We start from the raw sequence: 21715 nt of genomic DNA on the forward strand, positions 1-21715 counted from the left end.
AGCCGTACTCTTGTACCTGAAGGAGAGATCGGTGGCGGGCGAGCAGCCCGCCACCGATTGATTCGCGTAGGTCGATCAGAAGAACCGACGGACCGAGAAGATGCCCGAGAACACGTTCTGATCCTTGACCTCGTAGGCTGCGTTCGGCTTGAAGCCCGAGATCACCGGCTGGTTGTAGACGACGTTGTCGCCGTGGCTCGAGCTGATGTTGGCCCACTGGAATTCGACGCCGATCGTCAGATCGCGCACCGGGGTCCAATAAGTCCGGGTACCAGCACCTACGATGCGGAGGTCGAAGTTACAGGCTCCGGTGTTGGAGACGTTGACACCATTCACCGTGAGCGTGCCCGACGCACTGCCGACGCCAAACCGCGAGCACAGGATCGCGTTCGCCGTCTCGTTGTAGTCCACAACTTCCGCGCCACCGAACACCGAGGTCCGCCACTCGGCGTTCCAGCCGTGCTCGAAAGCGATCGTTCCGCCGTAAGCCGTCGTCAGCTGCTGACCGGTGGGGCCAACCGCGATGCCAGCACCGTTGCGGATGCCGCCCGAGTTGTACACCGAGTCAAAGATGTAACCGCCGGCGATGCTGCCATAATTGAAGTCCGAGCCGCTATATACGGCCAACCCGGAGCCCAACTGACTGCTGTTGTTGCGGATCACGTCGGCGGTCGCACCCTTCGACCACGAACCGCCGATGTAGAGAGCGTCGTTCACGCCGGTCGGCAGCTTGAAGCTGAGCATCGCGTTGACGCCGCCACCGATCTTGTCGGACGGTGCGCCGGAGAGCTCCGAGCAGCCGCCGAGCTGAACAGTGGTCGTGCCCGACGCGCCGCCGCAGTTGTAGGCCACGTGGTTGTTCATCAGGTTGGCTGCGATGTGCAGGCCACCCCACGCCTGATCGACGCGAAGCTGACCGACGATTTCCGGCCAGGTGTTGCCGCCACGGGTCTCCGTACCGGCCGCGATGCCCCAGATCGTCAGAGGGTTGGCGCCGTTGTAGTTGCCGCGCTTCTGATGCTTGTTGTCTTCGAGCGACAGCGTGCCGGAAATGCCGTTGCCGAACTGGTGGGTATAAGCCACGACGAAGCGGCCGGACGTCGCGTCAGCCCAACCATACGAGCCGTTGCTGCCCCACTTGAAGGCATAATCCCACGGCCCGTCGAAGTACGACGTGCCTGCGCGGCCGATGGTGAAGCCGCCCCACTGGATGATGCCAGTGTCGATGTTGATCGCGCCTGCCGCGCTTGAAAGTCCATTCGGCGTCGTCAGCTCGGCGCGAACGACCGAGAACGTTCGCAAGGTGCCGAACGCGGTTTGCGTGCGGGTATCGACGTTGGTGTAGACACGATTGCGGGTCCAGAAGTAATCGCGATCGCGCGTCTTTGTGTTGATGCCGCCGATCGCACCGGTGACGAACGAGGTGTCACCACCGCCGCCGCCGAAGAACGACACTTCAGCGCGGATGTGACCACCGATCCTGATGCAGGTGTCAGTACCCGGGATGTAGTAGAATCCTGCGCCATACAGGGAGCAGATCTTCACGTATTCGACGGGCTTCGCCTTTACGGGAAGATCAGCTGCCTGCGCCCCCGCCATCGCGGCCAGTCCTGCCGCTGAGCCGAGGAGTAGGCTCCTCACCATTTTCATTTCGAACCTCCAAGATTGCGCACGTCGCCCGCGTTCATCGCATCCTCACCGCCGCCCCCGATTGGCGCGAAGTTTCAGCGAAGCCCCAATGGACGACTCGGGACTGCCCCTTCGTCGCGACCTTAGAATTGTCCTGAACACTATTGCGCCGCAATACTTCCCTTCCTCCGCCGCACCGCTTTTGCCCTGAGTGTTGTAGAAATGGCACGCCCAGTTTATGACGGGTTTATGAATTAAATCTTGGCGATCTGAAATTATTTCCCGATCCCACTTGGCGTCTTGCGCTGAGGCCTATTTATTTGGGTCCTCGGACTAAGCAGTCCGTCGACCGCCAGGTAGGCGGCGCCCTCCAATCTTGTTGCTTCTGTTACTCTTGCGTTTCCTACTACGGTGTGTGGCCGGTCTGCGACAACGCCGACGGCCCGCAACACTTTTTGTGTTTTTTTGGTCCGGGAGCAACGATTGCCGGCGACCGACAAAATGCTATTCGATCTCGATCGGCCGTCGGTCGGCATCGGCGAACGACGAGCATTCACGAACGCACTTGCTTTAGCTCTCAGTATCATTCTCTGGCTCACCTATTTTGCGATCTACCTTCCGTTTCTGCCAACTCCGCAGAACACGATCGGCCATGACTACGGTATCCACCTTCCGGACTTTCTGACCGGACACTGCCGATATCTGCAGAATGGCCCCTGGCGGACGCCGTGGTTTTCTCCGAGCCAGTGCGGCGGATTTCCGTTCCTCGCTGATCCGGACGTCATCTGCTATTCGGCGACACCATTGTTCGTCATCGCCACCTCGCCGATCCACGCGGTGCTCCTGACATTTCTTGTATTCTCGTTCATCGGCGCCGCAGGCACGTTCTATACGGTGCGACGCGCGTGGCATGCTTGCTTCCTGCTCACTTTTCTTATGCACCCGCGGCTTAAGCGTCGCGTCGCATCGCGGAAGAGCTGAGGTGTCGGAATGGGAATTGGCGTCGAACTCGATCAGGCCGAAGCGCTGATGAATGCGGGGCGGATTTCTGAAGCTGCCGCCATCCTGACAGCGTTTGTCGCAAGGAAACCGCGCGAGAGCCGCGCCTTGCATATGCTCGGCGTAACGCACGCCATGCTCGGCCAGCAGCGTGACGCCGAGGGATTTCTGCAACGCGCGCGGGCGCTGAAACCGCAAGCGGTCAGGATCCTTACCGACCTCGCGATCGTCCTGATCATGCTGCGGCGTGATCGCGATGCGTTGGCCCTGCTCGACAAGGTGCGCAAGCGCGAGCCCGAGCTACGCCTCGCATCGTTCTACACTGGAGTGGCGCTGGCAAACCTCGAGCGGCACAGCGAGGCGCTTGAGATCTTTGGCCGGCTGTCGCAACTCGAACCCGACAACGATTTATGTCTGCTGAACTATGCGACCGTGCTTGGGGCACTGAACCGTTTCGAAGAGGCCGAGGCGGTTGCCGACCGGCTGTTGATGAAGAAGACGACCACGGAAGCGTTGCTCGTGAAAGGCTTCGCGGCAATCAGCCGCGAGTCCCTTGACGAGGCGATCGAGTTCTTCGACCGGGTTCTCGCGCGCGACCCGGATCACGCCGAAGCGGCCTACAATCGGGCCGGCCTGCGCTTGCTGAAAGGCGACCTCGCCGCCGGTTGGCCCGACTATGAGGCGCGCCTCCGGCGCGACTTATCGCGCGTGAAGCCGGCCTTGGATGACGTCCCGCACTGGGCGGGCGAGCCGCTCGGCGGCAAGTCGCTGCTTGTGTATGCCGAGCAAGGTCTCGGCGATATCTTGCTGATTTGTCGTTACCTTCCGCCGCTCGCAGAGCTTGGATGCAACGTCTTTTTCCTGGTTCCGGCGGCGATGACGCGAATCCTTCGCGGCGCGTCGGATGGCGCGCATATCATCGACAAGGTGCCAGAAGGCCGGAGCTTCGACTTTCAGATTCCGATGATGAGCCTGCCGCACCGGTTTGCGACCAGCATCGCGACCATTCCCGGCAAGGTGCCGTACCTGTTCGCCGAGCCGCAGGCAGTTGAGCACTGGCGCAAGATCATCGGGGTCGAGGGTTTCAAGATCGGGATCGCCTGGCAGGGCAATCCCGCCGGCCGCGCCGATATCGGCCGCTCGATCCCTCTTGCCGACTTCCGTCCCCTCTCCCAGATCCCCGGCGTGCGGCTGATCAGCCTGCAGAAGAACCACGGCCTGGAGCAGGTCGACCACCTGCCAGCCGGCATGACGATCGAACAGCTCGACAGTTCGGGCAGCGACGGCTTTATCGACACGGCGGCGATCATGATGAACATGGATCTGATCGTCACGTCGGACACATCCATCGCCAATCTCGCCGGCGCGCTGGGGCTGCCGGCGTGGATCGTGCTCAAACGAATTCCCGACTGGCGCTGGCTGCTCGAAGGCGAGCAGACGCCCTGGTTCCCGACGTTGAAGCTCTTTCGCCGAGAGCGACAGATGCAGGACTGGCGTCAACTCCTGCAACAGATCGCGGACCGGATCGAGGGGCAACTGGTGTGTGCTCCTCCCTCCCCTTAAAGGGGGGAAGAGCCCTCCCCACCACTCGCCTCGCTTGCGGGACGAGAGTGAAGCACACCAATCAGAAAAACCGACGCACCGAGAAGAGGCCCGAGAAGACGTTCTGGTCGCGCACTTCGTAAGCTGCGTTCGGCTTGAAGCCGACGATGGTTGGCTGATTGTAGACCGTACCGTCGGCATGGCTCACATGGTGATTTGTCCACTGGAATTCCACGCCGATCGTCAGGTCGCGAACAGGCGTCCAGTAGGTCCTCGTACCGGCACCGACGACGCGGTAGTCGAAATTGCATCCCGTCGTCGTCAGCGTTCCGGTCGCCGCTGACGCAGCCGCACCACCGCCGCCGGCGGCTGCGCCGACGCCGAACTTGCCGCACAGGATCGCGTTGGCAGTGTCATTGTAATCGAGCACCTGCGCGCCGCCGAACACTGAGGTCCGCCATTCCGCGTTCCAGCCGTGCTCAAATCCGATGGTACCGCCGTAAGCGGTCGTCAGCTGCTGGCCGGTGCCGGTCGCCGAATTGTAGACGGTGTCCCAGACGTAGGTACCCGTCATGCTGCCGTAAAGAAGCGGGCCGTCCGGGTCACCGTAGATGCCGAATGCCGAGCCTGCGCCGTTGTTGCGGAACGTATCCGACGTTGCTCCCTTCGAATAAGTCCCGCCGATATAAAGCGCATCATTCACACCCGTCGGGGTGTTGATCTTGATCGTCGCCTGAACGCCGTAGCCGACCTTGTCGGATGGTGCGCCGGAAAGCTCGGAGCAGCCGCCGATCGCAACGGTCGTCGTGCCAGACGTGCCGCCGCAGTTGTAGGCGACGTGGTTGTTCATCACATTGGCCGCGAGATGCAGACCGCCCCAGGCTTGATCGACACGAAGCGCCGCGACAATCTCGGGCCAGGTGTTGCCCCCACGCGTGTCGACAGTCGGCGTGTTGATGCCCAGCAGCGACAGCGAATTGGCGCCATTATAGTTGCCGCGCTTTTGATGCTTGTTGTCTTCCAACGACAGCGTGCCGGAGACGCCGTTGCCGAACTGGTGCGTATACGCTGCAACGAAGCGACCGCTGCTTGAGTCCGGCCATCCATAGGAGCCGATCTGGCCCCATTTGAAGGCCCGGTCCCACGGATTGTCGAAGTACGAAATGTCGGTACGGCCGATCGTGAACCCACCCCATTGAATGAAGCCGGCGTCGATGTTGATCGCACCGGACGCGCCGGAGAGGCCCGTCGGCGTCGCCAATTCCGCGCGCACCACTGAGTAGGTGCGTAACGTGCCGAACGCCGTCTGCGTGCGCGTGTCGACGTTGGTATAGACGCGGTTGCGGGTGAAGAACACGTCGCGGTCGCGCGTCCCTGTCGCAAGGCCGTCGCCGACGAACCACGTCTGATCGCCCTGACCGCGTCCGAAGAACGACACCTCGGCACGGATCTGTCCGCCGATGCGGATGCAGGTGTCGGTGCCGGGAATGTAATAAAATCCCGAACCGTACAGGCTGCAGATTTTCACATACTCGACCGGCTTCGCCTTGACCGGAAGATCGGCCGCCTGCACCGCCGTTGCTGCTGCAAGCCCTGCCGCAGAGCCGAGGAGCAGTCGTTTCATTGCATTCATTCTGGATCTCCAACCCTGCCTGTGCAGGCGCACCTGCCTGCACCGTGCCGCGCGTCGCGCCATCTGGTGGTCATGTCGCGCGGTTTAGAACCCGCCCATGAACGATGTGTGTCGGCGTTTTCCGCAGCGCCATCGTGCGCTCGATCATTGTCGAAGGATGTTGCCCAAATCGCACAGTTGGGCTGTACGCGTGACGTAGCAATGAGTTGCACGCCAGCCTCGCACGCGGTCGCAAAAAAGAAGGCCGCATCGCTGCGGCCTTCTTTAGCTCGTCGCTTCTGCGGTAACCTGGTTGTTACCAGCGCGGTCCGAAGCCAAACCCGATGCTGAATGAGGGGCCACCAAAGGCGAAAGAGTTGTAAGGCCGCCACGGATTGCCCCAGCGTGGCCCGAAGCCGAAGCTCACGACCGGACGCGGTGCATAGTACGCCGGCCGGTAATAGCTGTAGCTCGGATAGTACGGCCGGTAGTAGCTGTAATTGTACGGCCGATAATAACTGTACGGCCGGTATCCACCCCAATAAGCGGATCGCCAATAGGGCCGACCCCATCCGCCGCCGCCCCAATGGGCCCGTCTCCATCCGCCGCCCCATCCACCGCCCCAGTAGTGGCGACGCCAGTAGCGACGTTGCGAGCTTATTTCGATCGACTGATCGGCGGCGGCACCGGCGGCGTTAGCCTTCACGGCACCGTCGGTTGCCGGGTTGTCAGCAGCACCGGCAGCCGTGCTGCCCAGAACCGACGCTGCGCCAAGAGCAATGACGAGAGCAACTTTTCTCATGCTGGTACTCCCATTAACGTGTGAACCAGCAACGGCATCGACGGTTCGTCCGTTCCTCGCACGGCGGATTAAATCAGTGAGAGCAGCTGATTGTCTGTTCAGGAACGGGACAGAAGCCGGTGGCGATTAGCGCGCAATTAAAGCGAATGGTGAATACGAAGAGCCACAGCCGGCGAAATCGCGAGCAGCGAATAGCCAGCAATATCGCGACCACGCAAACAATGCTGTCGCTGCGAGCGATAGCCCTTCAAAGAAACCGCGTCGCTTTTCGCTCGCCTATGGCGAAACAACCCGGTGCCTGCCGCTACCGCCGAGCGTGATTGCTTCGTCGCCTCACTCACTGCCAAGTCGGCGACGATGCACGTCTAAAGCCCGGATGAGCGAAAGCAAAATCCGGGAATTGCCCCCGCGACAAATATCACGCTTCGCGCATCCGCGCTGCTGCAAATCGCTTCGCCTACGACCCGCGCAACGAGTCGCCGGCTTGCGTGCAGGCGTTGAGGACCTCTTCCGACAACCCTTCCATTCGCTCAAGCGTGAGGCGCTCGGCTGGTCCGCACACGGCGATTGCCGCGGCGGCAAAGCCGTCACGACCGATAATCGCGCCGGCAATGCTGTTGATGCCGGTGCTCCAGCCGCTTTCGGTAAAGGTCACGCCCTGCTGGCGGATGGTCGCAAACTCCTTCAGCGTCGCCGCGACCTTGATCTCCTTGCCGCGCGGGTGGCTGGTGCGAAATACGTTGATGATCTCTTCCACATTCGGCTGAAACGCCAGTTGCACTCTGCCCGAGGCGGGAAAGATCGCCGGCACACGATGCCCGGGCACCGGCGTGCTGCGCACCGGCACCGGCGCGCGGATCTGATCGAGATAGATGCAATCGGCGCCGTCCAGGATCGTCAGATGAATGGTCTCCTGCGTCTGCTGATGCAGCATCTGCATGAACGGCCGTGCCGCACGCACCATCGGATGGCGCGTGACCACCTTCATACCGAGTTCCCACACCTTCAGCGTCGGACCATAACGACCGGTCGCACCATCCTTCTGCACGTAGCCGAGTGTCATCAGCGTCGTCAGCGTACGATGCACGTTGCTCTTTTCGAGCCCCATCTCCTTCGCCATCGCGGTAACGCCAACCGGCGCATCCGCGTGCGCGATGCGATTGAGCAGCCGCAACCCTTTTGCAATTGTCGTATCCATGCGGTGTATTCTACAACATCGTTCTAAATCATGGAACATATTTCTGCATATCATCCCGCCGTCGCACGAAGGGCTCGTTGCCTTGACAAGAAGGCAGTGCTCCATGACCATAGTACGGAACATAGTTCCAAATAATAGAACAAGTTCGACCCTCGCGACAACGCCGCGCCAAACCAGGAACATTCCTTCATGAACAAGATCGCGTCAGACGCGCAGGCCGCCGCGTCGAAGCACGCAGCATCGAACCTTCCGCTCGCCGGAATCCGCGTCATCGACCTGACCCGCATCTACAGCGGCCCCTACTGCACCTTCCTGATGGCGATGGCCGGCGCCGAGGTGATCAAGATCGAGCCGCCGGAGGGCGAGACACTGCGCAAGCGCAACGGCCGTAGCGGCGCATCGCTGCCGTTCGCGATGCTGAACGCCAACAAGCGCCTGCTGACGCTGAACCTGAAATCCAAGAAGGGCGCGGAGATCCTCGCGCAGTTGCTCAAGACCGCCGACGTGCTGGTGGAAAACTTCCGCCCCGGTGTCATGGACCGTCTCGGCTTCTCGATGGCGAAGCTCAAGGAGATCAATCCGCGGTTGATCGTCGCCCAGACGTCGGGCTACGGCAACAACGGCCCCTACCGCGACTATCCGGCGATGGACCTGACCGTGCAGGCCGTATCCGGCATCATGGACTCGACCGGCTATCCGGACGGGCCGCCGGTGAAGGCAGGACCGGCGCTGGTCGACTTTGCAGCCGGCACGCATCTCTATTCATCGATCGTCACCGCGCTGTTCGCGCGCGAGCGTACCGGTCAGGTGCTGACGACGGAAGTCGCCATGATCGAGGCGATCTATCCGACCCTCGCATCCAACCTCGCGCTCGCGGTGGCGACGCCGGACGACTACATCGCCCGCACCGGCAACCGCCATGGCGGCATGTCACTCACGCCCTATAACGTCTACAAGGCTGCAGATGGCTTCGTCGCAATCATCTGCAACAACGAGCGTCACTGGGTCGCGTTGGGCAAGGCATTGAAGCGCGAGGATTGGGCGACCGATCCGAAATACAACCCCCTCGTCGAACGCGTGAACCGCATGGATCAGCTCGACGACGAGATCAACGCCGAGACAGTGAAGTACACCCGCATGGAGCTGTTCGAGCTGCTCAACAAGACGGGCGCAGCCTGCGCGCCGGTGCGCACGCTGCATGAGGTGCTCGCCGATCCACACCTGCGCGAGCGCGGCATGTTGCATGACATCGATCATCCCGAGTACGGCAAGCTGGTGGTGATGAACAGCCCGATCCACTATGGCGGCGTCAAACAGCCGGAGTACAGGCCGAGCGGCGAAATGGGCGCTGATATCGATGCAATCTTTGGCGACGAACTGAAACTGACGAAGGCCGAAATAGAAGACCTTCGCAAGGCGGGAGACATCTGAACATGCTGGACAAGAACGACGCGCAAAAGTTCTCCGCGCTCGGCGCATGGGAATTGCCGGAAGAGCTTCAGCAGCTGCGCGATACCGTGCGGCGCTTCATGGTCAACGAGGTCAAGCCGATCGAGGACAAGCTCGAGCACGATGCGGTCCGCTGCGCGCCGGAAGACCTGAAGGTGCTGCAGGCGAAGGCGAAGAAGCTCGGCCTGTGGATGATGCGCACGCCGGCTGAATACGGCGGCGCCGGCATCAACCTGCTCGGGCAGGCGATCGTCGCCGAGGAAGCGGCCAAGTGCCGGATGGGCGCCTACATCCCTGCCCTCAACGCCTTCGGCTCCGATCCGCCGAATGTGATCTGGCTTGGCAGCAAGTATCAGATCGAAAAGTACGGTGTCGCCAGCATCGCGGAAGGCAAGAAGGCTTTCTTCGCGATCAGCGAGGCCTCCGGCGGCGCCGACCCGGGCCGCGCGATCAAGTGTCAGGCGGTGCTGAAGGGTGACCGCTACGTGCTGAACGGCACGAAGATGTGGATCACGGGCGCGAAGGGCGCGGACTGGGGCATCGTCTTCGCGCGCACCGGTCACGGCGGCCGTGGCGGCATCACGTCGTTCATCGTCGACGGCAACGCGAAGGGCATTTCCTACAAGGTGATCCCGGTCATCCGCGCCTACGCGCCGTACGAAGTGCATTTCGATAACGTCGAGGTGCCGGTCGAAAACCGTCTTGGCGAGGAAGGCGGCGGCTTCAAGCTGGCCGAAAAATGGCTGGTCGAAGGCCGGGTGCCTTACGCTGCGGGCACAATCGGCATCGCCCAGGCCGCGCTTGAACTCGCCGTCGAGTGGGCGAAGCAGCGCGAGACCTTCGGTTCGCGCCTGTCGGAGAAGCAGGCGATCCAGTGGATGCTGGCCGACAGCGAGATGGAACTGCGCGCTGCGCGCCTCCTCACCTGGGCGGCGGCGTGGAAGGCCGATCTCGGCCAGGACCTGAAGCTCGACGCCTCGATCGCCAAGGTCACGGCGACCGAGACGGCGGGCCGCGTGGTCGACCGCTGCATTCAGATCTTCGGCGGACTCGGCGTCTCCAAGGAATTGCCGCTGGAGCGCTGGTACCGCGAACTGCGCATCAAGCGCATCGGCGAGGGACCGTCGGAAGTTCAGCGCATGGTGGTCGCCCGCAACCTGTTGAGCAATCGGGGGTAGAGCATGATCCCGAAAAGTGGGAACCGGTTTTCGGACAAGATCATGCTCAAACAAAAACAGCAGCGAGTCTGGCGCCGAGGCGCAGTCTCCGCCGGAGTATAGAGGGAGGGAGCCATGTCGATCGATCTCGAAGTCGACAAGGACGGCATCGCGACCGTCACCATCAATCGCGCCGAAGTGCATAACGCGCTCGACGCCGAGCACTACACTGCCATCTCCAATGCCTGGAAGACCGTGCGTGACGACCCGCAGATCCGCTGCGCGATCATCACCGGCGCGGGCGACAAGGCTTTCAGCGCCGGCGCCGACATCAAAAACTTCCTGACCATGAAGCAGAACTGGTCCGACGTGTGGCTCACGCAGAAGGATCAGCTGCTCAACCGTGGCCTCGAGGTGTGGAAACCCATCATCGCGGCGGTGAACGGCTTCTGCGTGGGGGGCGGCATGACGATGCTGTTTGCAACCGACATCCGCGTCGCATCGGAGCATGCGACGTTCGGTCTTTCGGAGGTCAAGCGCGGCATCATCGCCGGTAACGGCGGCACGCAGCGCACCTTGCAGCAATTGCCGTGGTGCATCGGCATGGAAATGCTGCTGACCGGTGATCCGATCGACGCGAAGACCGCCGAGCGCTGGGGCCTGATCAACAAGGTGGTGGCGCACAAGGATCTGATGACTTCGGCGCGCGAATATGCCGCCCGCATCGCCGCCAATGCACCGCTCGCCGTGCAGGCGGCGAAGGAGCTCGCCGTGCGCTCACGCGATACCGACATCAACACGGGCTTGCGCATCGAGCAGCTGATCGGGCGCATGTTGCGCGAGACCGAAGACGCCAAGGAAGGCCCGAAGGCCTTCCGCGAGAAGCGCAAACCTAATTTCAAGGGGAACTGAGATGACGACCAATCTCAGCGGCAAATCCGTCATCGCCGGCATCGGCGCGACGAAATTCGGCGCCCTGCCCGGCCGCAGCACGATCTCGATGAACGTCGAGGCGATCCGCAAGGCGTTGCAGGACGCCGGCGTCGAGAAGGACGCCGTGGACGCGCTGTGGGTGAAGTGCCCCACGTCGAAATTCGAACTGATGTACGGCCAGAAGATCGCCGAAGCGACCGGCCTGCAGCCGCGGATCGGCGGCGTGTGGGATCAGGGCGGCGCCTCCAACATCATGATGATCTCGTATGCGGCGATGGCGATCGAGGCCGGCCAATGCGAGATCGCGGTGATCTGCTTTGCCGACAATCCAAAGACCGGATCGGCGGCGAGCTACAGTCGCCCGCGCGGCGACGATGCGCTCTACGGCTGGTTCGCGACCCTTTCCTCCTACGCGATGATCGCGCGCAGGCACATGGGTGAACTCGGCACCAGGCGGGAGGACCTCGGCGCGGTCGCGGTAGCCTCACGCCGGCATGGTGCGCAGAACCCGAATGCGCAACTGCGCAAAGCCCTCACGCTCGACGAATACATGGCGCTGCCGCCGATGGTGGCGCCGTTCTGTCGCGACGATTGCGCGCTGGTCTCGGACGGCGCCGGCGCAGTCGTGGTCATGAGCGCTGAGCGTGCGAAGAAGATGGGCGTGAAAAAGCCGGTGCCGATCCTCGGCTTCGGCCACGGCCAGACCTCGTGGGAGGTGGCGCAGCGACCGGATATGACCTCGACGCAGGCGAAGATCGCCGCCGAAACGGCCTTCAAGATGGCCGGACTCAGCCGAAAGGACATCGACGTGGCGCAGATCTATGACTGCTTCACCATCACCGTCCTCATGACGCTCGAGGACTACGGGTTTGCCAAGAGGGGCCAGATCGGCGACTTCGTGAAGGGCGGCAATATCGAGATCGGCGGCGAACTGCCGGTGAATACGTCCGGCGGACTGTTGTCGGAGACCGGCATGCCCGGCATGCAGCTCATCCACGAGGGCGTGCGGCAGATGCGCGGAGAAGCCACATTGCAAGTCAAGAACGCCAAGCATTGCATCATCAGCAATCAGGGAGGAGTGATGCACACCCATGCATCGCTGATTTTGGGCCAATGAACGCAACCGTACAGACCGCAACCAAGCCGAAAGCCACGCTTCCCGATCCGGATATCAACGAGGTCTCGAAGCAGTATTGGGATGCGCTCGCCAAGGGCAAGCTGACCTTCCAGCACTGCCGCAAATGCAACAACAACTGGCTGCCGGCGCGCGGCGAGTGCCCGAGGTGCCTCGAGGCAGACTGGGCATGGCATGAGGCCTCCGGCAAAGCCAAGCTGATCAGCTGGGTAGTCTTCCACCGGGCGTTTCACCCGGCATTCGAGGAGCGCCTGCCCTACAACGTGGCGGTTGTAGAACTTGCCGAAGGCCCGCGCATGATCACCAACATCGTCATCGACGACGCCGAAAAACTTGTTATCGACCAGCCGCTCACCTTTGTACCCGCCGAGGAACAAGGGCACGGCATTGCACGCTTCAAGCCGGCCTGACGGCCTGCGATTTAAGGACCTGAGGACAACATCATGAAGATCTTTTCGCTGGTTAGACGGTCGCTGCCCGCGGTCGCTCTGGCCCTTGCGGCGTTTGGCGCGCAGGCACAGGACAATTATCCCAACCGGGCAATCCGGCTGATCGTGCCCTACACGCCGGGCGCATCGACCGACGCGATCTCGCGCGCGTTCGCCGACGAAGCGAGCAAAGTGATCGGCCAGCCGATCGTCGTCGAGAACCGTGGCGGCGCGGGTACAGCGATAGGAACGCAGACCGCGCGGAATGCGCCGGCCGATGGCTACACCCTGCTGTTCGGCTCGGGCACCATGATCTCAACGATGCTGGCACTCAAGGAGCCAGGCTACACGATGAAGGACTTCACGCCGGTGACGATGCTCGGCGACCAGTACTACGTCCTGTTGATTCCGAAAGCACTGCCGGTCACAAACGCCAAGGAGTTCGTCGAATACGCCAAGAAAAACCCGTCGAAGATGAACTACGGCATGCTCGGCCAGGGTTCGCCTTCGCACGTGCTGGCCGACCGGTTCGCGCGCTCTGCCAACTTCCAATGGCAGGACATCGCCTTCCGCGGCGGTACGCCGACGCTGACGGCGCTCATGAGCAATGACGTGCAGGGCTATTTCGCGACGCAGACCTTCGCGACGACCTACCTCAACTCGGACAAGGTCCGGCTGCTGGCAATCGGCGCCGAAGAGCGTGGCGAATTTCTTCCCGACGTCCCGACGTTCAAGGAGCTCGGCTATAATGGCGTCGTCGAGCAGGGCTGGTACGCGTTGTTCGTCCGCTCGGAGACGCCGAAGGAAATCGTCGAGAAGCTCCGAAAGGTGTCGGCCGAGGTGATGGCGTCCGCGGCAATGAAAGGACACCTGAAAACGATCGGTTTGTCGCCCTACAAAGGCACGATGGATTCGTTCCTGAAGAATCTCGACGTCGAGATCAAGCAGAAGGCCGAGGAGACCAAGCGGCTCGGCATCGTGCCGCAGTAGCGCCCGATGCCCCTCGCGTCGCATTCGGAACGGGTGTCCGAACCAGTGCGACACGGTTTGCCTTTGAGGCCCGCGCCAAGCGCGGGCCTTTTTTTGTATTGCGCCGCGAAATTGATGTTACGCCGCCGCGCGCCCGCTTGCCGAACGCCGTAAGCACGTTAGTCTCATAAAAAAATGCAAAATCATTCAAGGGAGGATCGAGATGAGACTGACGACGTCGTGCGCCGTGTTCGTTGCCGCCGTGCTCGCCACCGGCGCCTTCGCCCAGGACTATCCCTCGCGTCCCCTCACCTATGTGGTGCCGTTTACGCCAGGCGGCGTGACGGACAACGGCGCGCGCATGATCGCCAAGGTGCTCTCCGAGAAGATCGCTCAACCGGTGATCGTCGAGAACAAGCCCGGCGCGGGCGGCATCGTCGGCGCAGAATACGTCGCACAGGCAAAGCCCGACGGCTACACGTTCATGTACACATCGAGCGGCCCGGTCGGCGCCTTTGCTTATCGCTACAAGAAGCTGTCATTCGATCCCTTCACCGCGTTCACGCCAGTGCACGGCATGGCCTTCTCGCCGATGATCGCGGTCGTGAACGCCAATGCCCCCTACAAGACCTTCCGGGAGCTGATCGCCTACGCCAAGCAGAAGCCCGAAAGCATCAACTACTATTCGACCGGACCGGGCTCCTCAAACCATCTCGTCTCCGAGCTGCTGATGAGGACCGGCGGCTTCAAGATGACGCAAGTCCCTTACAAAGGCTCGTCGCCGGCAATGACCGATCTCCTCGCCGGCGTCATCCAAGTCGTGTGGGAATATCCGGTGGTGCTGAAGCCATTGCTGGATGCCGGCAAGATCCGCGCAATCGGCATCACCAGCGACCAGCGGATGCCGCTGCTGCCGGAGATTCCGACCTTCGTCGAACAGGGATTCTCCGATGCAGTCTTCACCGGTTGGGCGATCATCTCCGTTCCGGCCGGCACGCCGCAGCCGATCGTCGACAAGCTTGCGAAAGCCTATAGCTCAACGCTCGATGACCCCACGATCCGGAAATACTTCCACGATCAGGGCGCTGGCATCCTGCAGGGGTATGCCGGCGAGAAGCTGCGCAGTTTCATCGACGCGGAGAACGTCAAATACAAAGACCTGATCACGCGCGCAGGTGTCGAACCTGAGTGAGCACGGCAACCAAGCCGACCGAAAAGACCGCAGGGAGAACTTTCAATGAAGATCGCTCAGGTTCTGCTCACCGCATTGGCGGCGTTCGGCTTGGCAACGACCGCCTCGGCCCAGCAGGATTATCCGAACAGGCCGATCACCTGGGTGGTGCCGTTCACGCCGGCGGGCCAGGCCGACACTGCAGCGCGCGTGCTGGCAAAGGTCTTCGGCGACAAGATCGGGCAGCAGATCGTCATCGATAATCGGCCCGGAGCCGGCGGCATCATCGGCGCGGAAATGGTCATGAACGCCAAACCGGACGGCTACACGATTTTCTACGGCTCGTCCGGGCCGATGGGTATCTTGCCGAAGCTGCACAAGAACCTCTCCTACGATCCGGTGAAAAACTTCGTGCCGATCGCCGCGGTCGCGGTCTCCCCGCTGGTGCTCCTCATTCCTCCCGGCAAGCCGTACAAAACCTTCAAGGAATTCGTCGATTACGCGCGCAAGAATCCTGAGAAGCTCACCTTCTCGTCGGTTGGCATTGGCAGCACGCAGCATCTGGGCGGCGAAATGCTGTCGATCGCCATCGGCAGCAAGATGGTGCACGTCCCCTACAAGGGTTCGGCGCCGGCGGTGCTCGACCTGATGGCCGGCCGCATCGACGTTGCGTTCGACAACTATGCTCCGAACAAGGGACATATCGACGCCGGCAAGATGATTCCGATCGGCGTCGCCGCAGAAAAGCGCCTGACCTCGCTGCCCGACGTTCCGACACTGGGCGAACTCGAATTTCCCGAAGTCGTGATGGCATCATGGTCGAGCCTCGCCGCGCCTGCCGGCACGCCGGCGCCGGTGGTCGACAAGATCGCAAACGTCATGGTGGAGACGATGGCCGATCCGGGCGTGCAGAAATTCTACAACGATGCCGGCTCGACGATCCTTGACAAGCGCGTCAAGGACAAGGCCCGGGAGTTCTACATCAGTGAAGGCAACAAATTTAAGCTGCTGATCGAGAAGTCAGGCGCAACGGCGGAGTAAAGCCGCCAGCAATGCCCTGAGGCGACATCTCGACGCGCAGATTTCGGCCGCGCGGACGATTGCCGCGGCCCCGCCCCACATCGTAAAACCCGACCGGCGGCGCATTTCGTAGCGCCGCTGGAAACGTTACCAAAATGAAAGAAACAGGACTTTTGCAATGAATTTCAAGAAGACGCTGGCCGGCGCCTTGCTCTCCACGCTCGTCATATCCGCAGCGTCCGCCGAGGACTTTCCGAGCCGCGCGGTCACCTGGGTTATTCCCTTCACGCCGGGCGGTGTGACCGACACCGGCGCCCGCGTCGTTGCCAAGGCCTTCTCCGAAACGCTTGGCCAGCCGGTGATCGTCGAGAACAGGGGTGGCGCCGGCGGCATCGTTGGTACCGAATACGTGGCACAGTCGAAGCCTGACGGCTACACGGTGCTGTACGGCTCCTCCGGACCGATGGCGACCAACCCTTACCTCTACAAGAAGATCTCGTACGATCCGGTGAAGTCGTTCTCGCTCATCCACACCATGTCCGAGTCACCGCTCATCATGGTCGTTAACGCCAACACCCCGTACAAGACCGTGGCTGAATTCGTGGCGTTCGCAAAGAAGAACCCCGGCAAGATCAACTTCGGCTCCGCCGGCGCCGGCACCGCCACCCACCTGGTCGGCGAACTGTTGCAGAAGGAAGCCGATATCAAACTGGCACACATCCCTTACAAGGGTTCATCGCCGGAGATAGTCGACCTCCTGGCGGGTGTGCTTGATGTCGCCTTCGACTATGCGGTCGTGGTCAAGCCGCACATCGAATCCGGCAAGCTGCGCACCCTGGCGGTCACCAGCGATCAGCGGATGAAGGTGCTGCCGAACGTGCCGACGTTGAAAGAGTCCGGCTATCCTGGCGCGGTGCTGGCGGGATGGTCGACGCTCGTCGCAGCAGCCGGCACGCCGCAGCCTGTCGTCGACAAGCTCGCGAAGGCCTTCGGCGAAGCGTTGAAGAAGCCGGACGTCGTCGCCTACTTCGAAGGCAACGGTTCGGCGGTCATGCCGCCGCTGACGGGCGAAAAGTTGACGAAATTCATTGTCGACGAGAACGCCAAGTTCAAAATGCTGGTCGAAAAATCCGGAGCGACCGCGGAATAACAGAACAAAATTCAACAAATTTCAGTGACGGCCGCAAGCAAAGCGGCTGGGAGGAACCTCAGAATGAGAACGATGATCAAGCTCGGCGCTGCGCTGCTCGCCGTGGCATTCACGGCCGTGGGCGCGCAGGCTCAGCAGCAGGACTATCCGAACCGGCCGATCACCTGGGTGGTGCCGTTCGGCGCCGGCGGGGTGACCGACAACTCGGCCCGCTTCGTCGCAAAGGTCCTGTCTGAGAAGATCGGTCAGGCCGTGATCGTCGAAAACAAGCCTGGCGCCGGCGGCATCGTCGGCGCCGAATACGTCGCCCAGTCGAAGCCCGACGGCTACACGATGCTGTACGCCTCATCCGGCCCGATGGCGACATTCGTCTCGCTCTACAAGAAGCTGTCGTTCACGCCGCTGAAATCGTTCGTGCCGGTGAACGGCATGGGCGACTCGTCGCTGCTGCTGGTCGTCAACGCATCGCGTCCCTACAAGACAGTCGAGGAGTTCATCGACTATCTGAAGAAAAACCCTGGCAAGGTGAATTACGGCTCGGCCGGCGCCGGCACGGCACCTCACCTGATCGGTGAAATGTTCCAGATAGCGACCGGCACCAGCATGGTGCACGTGCCTTACAAGGCATCCGCCAACCTCTATGCCGACCTCCTGTCGGGCACAATCGATGCGATCTTCGACTACACCGTGGTGATGCGGCCGCACATCGAGACGGGCAAGATCATCCCGCTCGGCATTTCGCGCGAGGATCGGTTGAAGAGCTTCCCGAACGTGCCGACATTCAAGGAACGCGGCCTCGATGTCGTGCTTACGGCATGGTCGTCGATCGCAATGCCGATCGGCACGCCGCCGGAGATCGTCAACAAGATGTCGGCCGCTTTCGCCGAAACGAGCCGCGATCCGGCCGTGATCAAGTACAATGAGGAAAACGACTTCGGCAATCTTGGCCACATGGGACCTGACAAGCTCAAGGCCTTCTACATCAGCGAAACCGAGAAATTCAGAAAGCTGGTGGAAAAGGCCGGCGTAAGTCTCGATTAACATGTTGCATGGCGGCCCGCCGAACGCGCCACACACGGCCGGCTGCCACAGCAACTCTCCGTCAACTTGAGGCAGAGCGATTGACCTTCCACCTCATCGATGAAATGGAAACGATTCCAACCGTCGATCCGCGCAGGACTGGCCCTGTCTTGCTCCCCTGCGTGTTCCAATATTCGGACCAAAACTATTCGCATATCGAAACGCGATTGAGGCCTTGCCCATCCCCTCAATGGCCTTTAGCGTGCGGCGAATTTCGCCCCGCGAAAAGGGCTCTTACTGCGACGGGCGACATAGGCCGCGATCAACGCGGCAACCGGAGGACGTTGATGAAGTTTTGCTCGACCCTGGCGGCGTTTGCCGCGGCGACCTGCCTTGCCCTTGCAGGAACCAGCGCCGTTGCGGATACCTATCCCAGCAGGCCGATCACCTGGATTGTGCCGTTCACGCCTGGCGGGATCACCGATAGCGGCGCGCGCATCATTGCGAAAGCGCTGAGCGAAAGGATCCGTCAGCCGGTGCTGGTCGAAAACCGCCCAGGCGCCGGCGGCGTTGTTGGCACCGAATTTGTCGCGAAGTCGAAACCGGACGGTTACACCATGGTGTACGGAACGGCAGGTACGATCGCGACCAACCCCGTCCTCTACAAGAATCTGTCGTTCGACACCCGCAAGGATCTGGTCGCGGTGCACGGCATGGCGGTGTCACCACCTGTGCTCGTCGCCAATCCGGAGAAGCCTTACAAGACCGTCGCCGAGTTCATCGCTTACGCGAAGAAGAACCCGGAAAAGGTCAACTTCGCATCGGCCGGTGCCGGGACGACCACGCATCTTGCGGGCGAATTGTTCCAGCAAGTCACCGGCACCAAGCTGACGCATGTGCCCTACAAGGGCTCGGCACCAGCTCTTACTGACGTGATCGCGGGCGTCGCAGACGTCATCTTCGATTATCCCGTCACCATCATCCCGCTGGCAGCCGCCGATAAGCTCCGGCCGCTGGCCACGCTGACGCCTCAACGTCTCGACGTTTTGCCCAATGTGCCGACGATTGCCGAATCCGGTTATCCGGACGGAGAAATCAGTTCCTGGTCGGGCATCTTCGTCGCCAAGGACACGCCGCCGGATGTCGTCGCCAAGCTCGGGGCAGAATTCGGCAAGGCACTTGAAGATCCGGCCGTCGCCAAGTACTTCGCAGACAACGGTCAGGTTCGTCTCGTCGGCTGGACGAAGGACAAGTTCGATCCCTTCATCGACAAGGAAATGGTGAAGTGGAAGAAGCTGATCGAGGCGTCGGGCGCAAAAGCGTTCTGACGTGAAAAAGAAATCGCCCCGGCGTGCGCGGGCACGTAAGCCGGGGATGGTCTAGGGTATCGTTGCGCTCCGTCCAAGCGGAGTCCGGCGGTGAGTTCGAGGGGTGGTCACAAATGCTGATCCGCAACCAGCGCGCCTTTGCAGCGGGCGTGCTTTTTCTGATCGTTTCCATCTTCTACTTCGTGATGTCATTCAATTATGTGACAGGCACGCCCGCGCGCATGGGACCCGGCTTCTTCCCGCGAATGGTCAGTATCGGACTTGCGCTCATCGCGGTCGGGATCCTGCTCAGCGCGGTCGCGCCGAAGGCGAAGATCGAGAAGCTGGAAAAGTGGGATGTCAAAGGCCTGCTCTGGATCGCCGGTTCGGTGGCGCTGTTTGCAGTGCTGCTACCGACGTTCGGCCTCGTGTTCGCGCTCGCCGCGCTGGTCATCGTCGCGAGCCTCGCGAGCCCCGAGTTCACCTGGCCCGGCGCCCTCGTCAACACGGTGGTGCTGGTGATCTTCTGCGTCGCTGTCTTCATCTACGGGATCAATCTGCAGTTTCCCGTTTGGCCAGTCTGGTTCCGGTAGACGGGAGCGATCGCTATGGACCTTTTCACCAATCTCGCCACCGGCTTCGGCACGGCTCTGAAACTCACCAACCTCGCCTACGCGTTCGTTGGCTGTCTGCTTGGGACACTGATCGGCGTGCTGCCGGGTCTCGGCCCGCTGACGACGATCGCCATGCTGCTGCCGATCACCTACGCGCTGTCGCCTGACGCAGCGTTGATCATGCTGGCCGGCATCTACTACGGCGCGCAGTATGGCGGATCGACAACCGCCATCGTCGTCAACCTGCCAGGCGAATCATCCTCCGTCGTCACCACCATCGACGGATATCAGATGGCCCGGAAAGGCCGGGCCGGCGTCGCGCTCTCGACTGCAGCAATCGGTTCGTTCTTCGCCGGATGCGTGGCTACGCTTGCGATCGCGGCACTTGCCGCACCGCTCGCATCGGTCGCGCTGCAGTTCGGCCCGAAAGAGTACTTTTCGCTGATGATCCTCGGCCTGTTGCTCGCGACGGTGCTGTCGAACGGCCCGTTCATCGAGGGTGTCGCCATGATCTTGTTCGGCACGCTGCTGAGCTTGACGGGCACCGACGTCAACACCGGGACCCAGCGCTTCGCCTTCGATATTCCGCAGTTGTTCGACGGCCTCGATTTCGTGCCGCTGGCGATGGGCATCTTCGGCTTCGCCGAGATCGTCAAGAACCTCGAGCCGCACGAGGAACGAACGGTGATGACGCAGAAGATCACCAACATGTTCCCCACGCGCGAGGATTTCAAACGCATGATCCCCGCGATCATGCGCGGCACGACCCTCGGCACCTGCCTCGGCGTGCTTCCCGGCGGCGGCTCGGTGCTGTCGGCGTTCGCAGCCTATACGGTGGAAAAGAAGCTCTCGAAGCACCCTGAGGAATTCGGCAAGGGCGCGATCGAAGGCGTTGCGGGACCCGAGTCCGCAAACAATGCCGGCGCGCAGACGTCGTTCATCCCGCTGCTGACGCTTGGTCTGCCCTCGAACGTGGTGATGGCGCTGATGGTCGGCGCGATGACGATCCACAACATCCAGCCAGGCCCGCAGGTGATGACCAAGAACCCGGAATTGTTCTGGGGTCTGATCGCCTCGATGTGGGTCGGCAACCTGATGCTGGTCATCCTGAACCTGCCGCTGGTCGGGCTCTGGGTGAAGCTCCTGACCATCCCCTACCGCTACCTCTATCCCGCGATCATGGTGTTCTGTTGCATTGGCGTCTATTCGCTGAAGAACGACACCTTCGAAGTATACGAAGCGGCACTGTTCTGCATCTTCGGCTATCTCTTGATCAAGCTGCAGCTCCCGCCTGCGCCGATGTTGCTCGGCCTGGTGCTCGGTCCGCAGATCGAGGAGAACTTCCGCCGGGCGATGCTACTTTCGCGCGGCGACGTCTCCGTGTTCGTCACCTCGCCGCTTTCGGCGACGCTGCTGGGCATCGCCGTCATCGCGGTGATCCTGATCACCTTGCCGCAGATACGATCGACCCGCCAGGAAGCCCTGAAGGAGTAGCGGTCGGTCAAGCGGCAAAGCTTTGTCGAGCCTGGACGGCAAACCGGCGCAAATCGCCGGTTTGCCGCTCGCGTTTGAGCCCCGTA

19 protein-coding genes are annotated in these 21715 nt (G+C 61.7%); 15 read left to right on the forward strand and 4 right to left on the reverse strand.

Annotation, left to right across the window (positions count from 1 at the left end):
* Nucleotides 1–75: 75 nt before the first annotated feature.
* Nucleotides 76–1650 (reverse strand): porin, encoded by a 1575-nt coding sequence (locus RCO31_RS00650; RefSeq protein ID WP_308966233.1) that lies wholly within the window; start codon nucleotides 1648–1650, stop codon nucleotides 76–78.
* A 462-nt stretch (nucleotides 1651–2112) separates the two neighbouring features.
* Here RCO31_RS00650 and RCO31_RS00655 point away from each other — a divergent pair, with 462 nt between their 5' ends.
* Entirely contained in the window at nucleotides 2113–2610 is a 498-nt protein-coding gene (locus RCO31_RS00655; protein ID WP_308966234.1) for a hypothetical protein, read from the forward strand.
* 9 nt (nucleotides 2611–2619) lie between these two features.
* Nucleotides 2620–4191, forward strand: coding sequence for a tetratricopeptide repeat protein (locus tag RCO31_RS00660; protein WP_308966235.1), 1572 nt, complete (start codon nucleotides 2620–2622; stop codon nucleotides 4189–4191).
* Nucleotides 4192–4252: 61 nt separating this feature from the next.
* Here the strand turns inward: RCO31_RS00660 and RCO31_RS00665 are convergent, their stop codons facing one another.
* The 3 genes from RCO31_RS00665 to RCO31_RS00675 form a co-directional block, all read right to left on the reverse strand.
* The gene (locus RCO31_RS00665) at nucleotides 4253–5794 is read right to left on the reverse strand and encodes a porin (protein ID WP_308966236.1); all 1542 of its coding nucleotides are present in this window, start codon (nucleotides 5792–5794) and stop codon (nucleotides 4253–4255) included.
* A 304-nt stretch (nucleotides 5795–6098) separates the two neighbouring features.
* Complete coding sequence (locus RCO31_RS00670) at nucleotides 6099–6584, reverse strand: hypothetical protein (RefSeq protein ID WP_308966237.1); 486 nt, start codon at nucleotides 6582–6584, stop codon at nucleotides 6099–6101.
* A gap of 457 nt (nucleotides 6585–7041) precedes the next feature.
* Nucleotides 7042–7782 carry an IclR family transcriptional regulator gene (locus tag RCO31_RS00675; protein ID WP_308966238.1) on the reverse strand — a complete coding sequence of 247 codons (741 nt, stop codon included), beginning with the start codon at nucleotides 7780–7782 and terminating at the stop codon, nucleotides 7042–7044.
* Nucleotides 7783–7971: 189 nt separating this feature from the next.
* On the opposite strand from RCO31_RS00675, the gene RCO31_RS00680 reads away from it, so the two are divergent.
* From RCO31_RS00680 to RCO31_RS00740, 13 genes are all read left to right on the forward strand, one after another.
* Complete coding sequence (locus RCO31_RS00680; RefSeq protein WP_308966239.1) at nucleotides 7972–9213, forward strand: CoA transferase; 1242 nt, start codon at nucleotides 7972–7974, stop codon at nucleotides 9211–9213.
* 2 nt (nucleotides 9214–9215) lie between these two features.
* Nucleotides 9216–10409, forward strand: coding sequence for an acyl-CoA dehydrogenase family protein (locus RCO31_RS00685; protein ID WP_308966240.1), 1194 nt, complete (start codon nucleotides 9216–9218; stop codon nucleotides 10407–10409).
* A 114-nt stretch (nucleotides 10410–10523) separates the two neighbouring features.
* Nucleotides 10524–11300 (forward strand): enoyl-CoA hydratase/isomerase family protein, encoded by a 777-nt coding sequence (locus tag RCO31_RS00690; protein WP_308966241.1) that lies wholly within the window; start codon nucleotides 10524–10526, stop codon nucleotides 11298–11300.
* A 1-nt stretch (nucleotide 11301) separates the two neighbouring features.
* Nucleotides 11302–12438 carry a thiolase family protein gene (locus RCO31_RS00695; RefSeq protein WP_308966242.1) on the forward strand — a complete coding sequence of 379 codons (1137 nt, stop codon included), beginning with the start codon at nucleotides 11302–11304 and terminating at the stop codon, nucleotides 12436–12438.
* Complete coding sequence (locus RCO31_RS00700; RefSeq protein ID WP_308966243.1) at nucleotides 12435–12866, forward strand: OB-fold domain-containing protein; 432 nt, start codon at nucleotides 12435–12437, stop codon at nucleotides 12864–12866. The genes RCO31_RS00695 and RCO31_RS00700 overlap by 4 nt, the downstream gene beginning before the upstream one ends.
* A gap of 33 nt (nucleotides 12867–12899) precedes the next feature.
* Nucleotides 12900–13874, forward strand: a complete 975-nt coding sequence (locus RCO31_RS00705) for a tripartite tricarboxylate transporter substrate binding protein (protein WP_308966244.1) — start codon at nucleotides 12900–12902, stop codon at nucleotides 13872–13874.
* A 202-nt stretch (nucleotides 13875–14076) separates the two neighbouring features.
* The gene (locus RCO31_RS00710) at nucleotides 14077–15045 is read left to right on the forward strand and encodes a tripartite tricarboxylate transporter substrate binding protein (protein ID WP_308966245.1); all 969 of its coding nucleotides are present in this window, start codon (nucleotides 14077–14079) and stop codon (nucleotides 15043–15045) included.
* A gap of 45 nt (nucleotides 15046–15090) precedes the next feature.
* Complete coding sequence (locus tag RCO31_RS00715; protein WP_308966246.1) at nucleotides 15091–16065, forward strand: tripartite tricarboxylate transporter substrate binding protein; 975 nt, start codon at nucleotides 15091–15093, stop codon at nucleotides 16063–16065.
* Between the two features lie 157 nt (nucleotides 16066–16222).
* A complete protein-coding gene (locus tag RCO31_RS00720; protein ID WP_308966247.1) occupies nucleotides 16223–17194 on the forward strand; it encodes a tripartite tricarboxylate transporter substrate binding protein in 972 nt (323 codons plus the stop codon).
* Nucleotides 17195–17257: 63 nt separating this feature from the next.
* Nucleotides 17258–18235: a tripartite tricarboxylate transporter substrate binding protein gene (locus RCO31_RS00725; protein WP_308966248.1), complete on the forward strand. Its 978-nt coding sequence runs from the start codon at nucleotides 17258–17260 to the stop codon at nucleotides 18233–18235.
* Between the two features lie 326 nt (nucleotides 18236–18561).
* The gene (locus tag RCO31_RS00730) at nucleotides 18562–19542 is read left to right on the forward strand and encodes a tripartite tricarboxylate transporter substrate binding protein (protein ID WP_308966249.1); all 981 of its coding nucleotides are present in this window, start codon (nucleotides 18562–18564) and stop codon (nucleotides 19540–19542) included.
* A 113-nt stretch (nucleotides 19543–19655) separates the two neighbouring features.
* Complete coding sequence (locus RCO31_RS00735) at nucleotides 19656–20114, forward strand: tripartite tricarboxylate transporter TctB family protein (RefSeq protein ID WP_308966250.1); 459 nt, start codon at nucleotides 19656–19658, stop codon at nucleotides 20112–20114.
* Between the two features lie 15 nt (nucleotides 20115–20129).
* Nucleotides 20130–21629, forward strand: a complete 1500-nt coding sequence (locus tag RCO31_RS00740) for a tripartite tricarboxylate transporter permease (protein WP_308966251.1) — start codon at nucleotides 20130–20132, stop codon at nucleotides 21627–21629.
* Nucleotides 21630–21715 lie beyond the last annotated feature (86 nt).

This window comes from Bradyrhizobium sp. LHD-71 (genome assembly GCF_031157255.1).
Lineage (GTDB): Bacteria > Pseudomonadota > Alphaproteobacteria > Rhizobiales > Xanthobacteraceae > P52-10.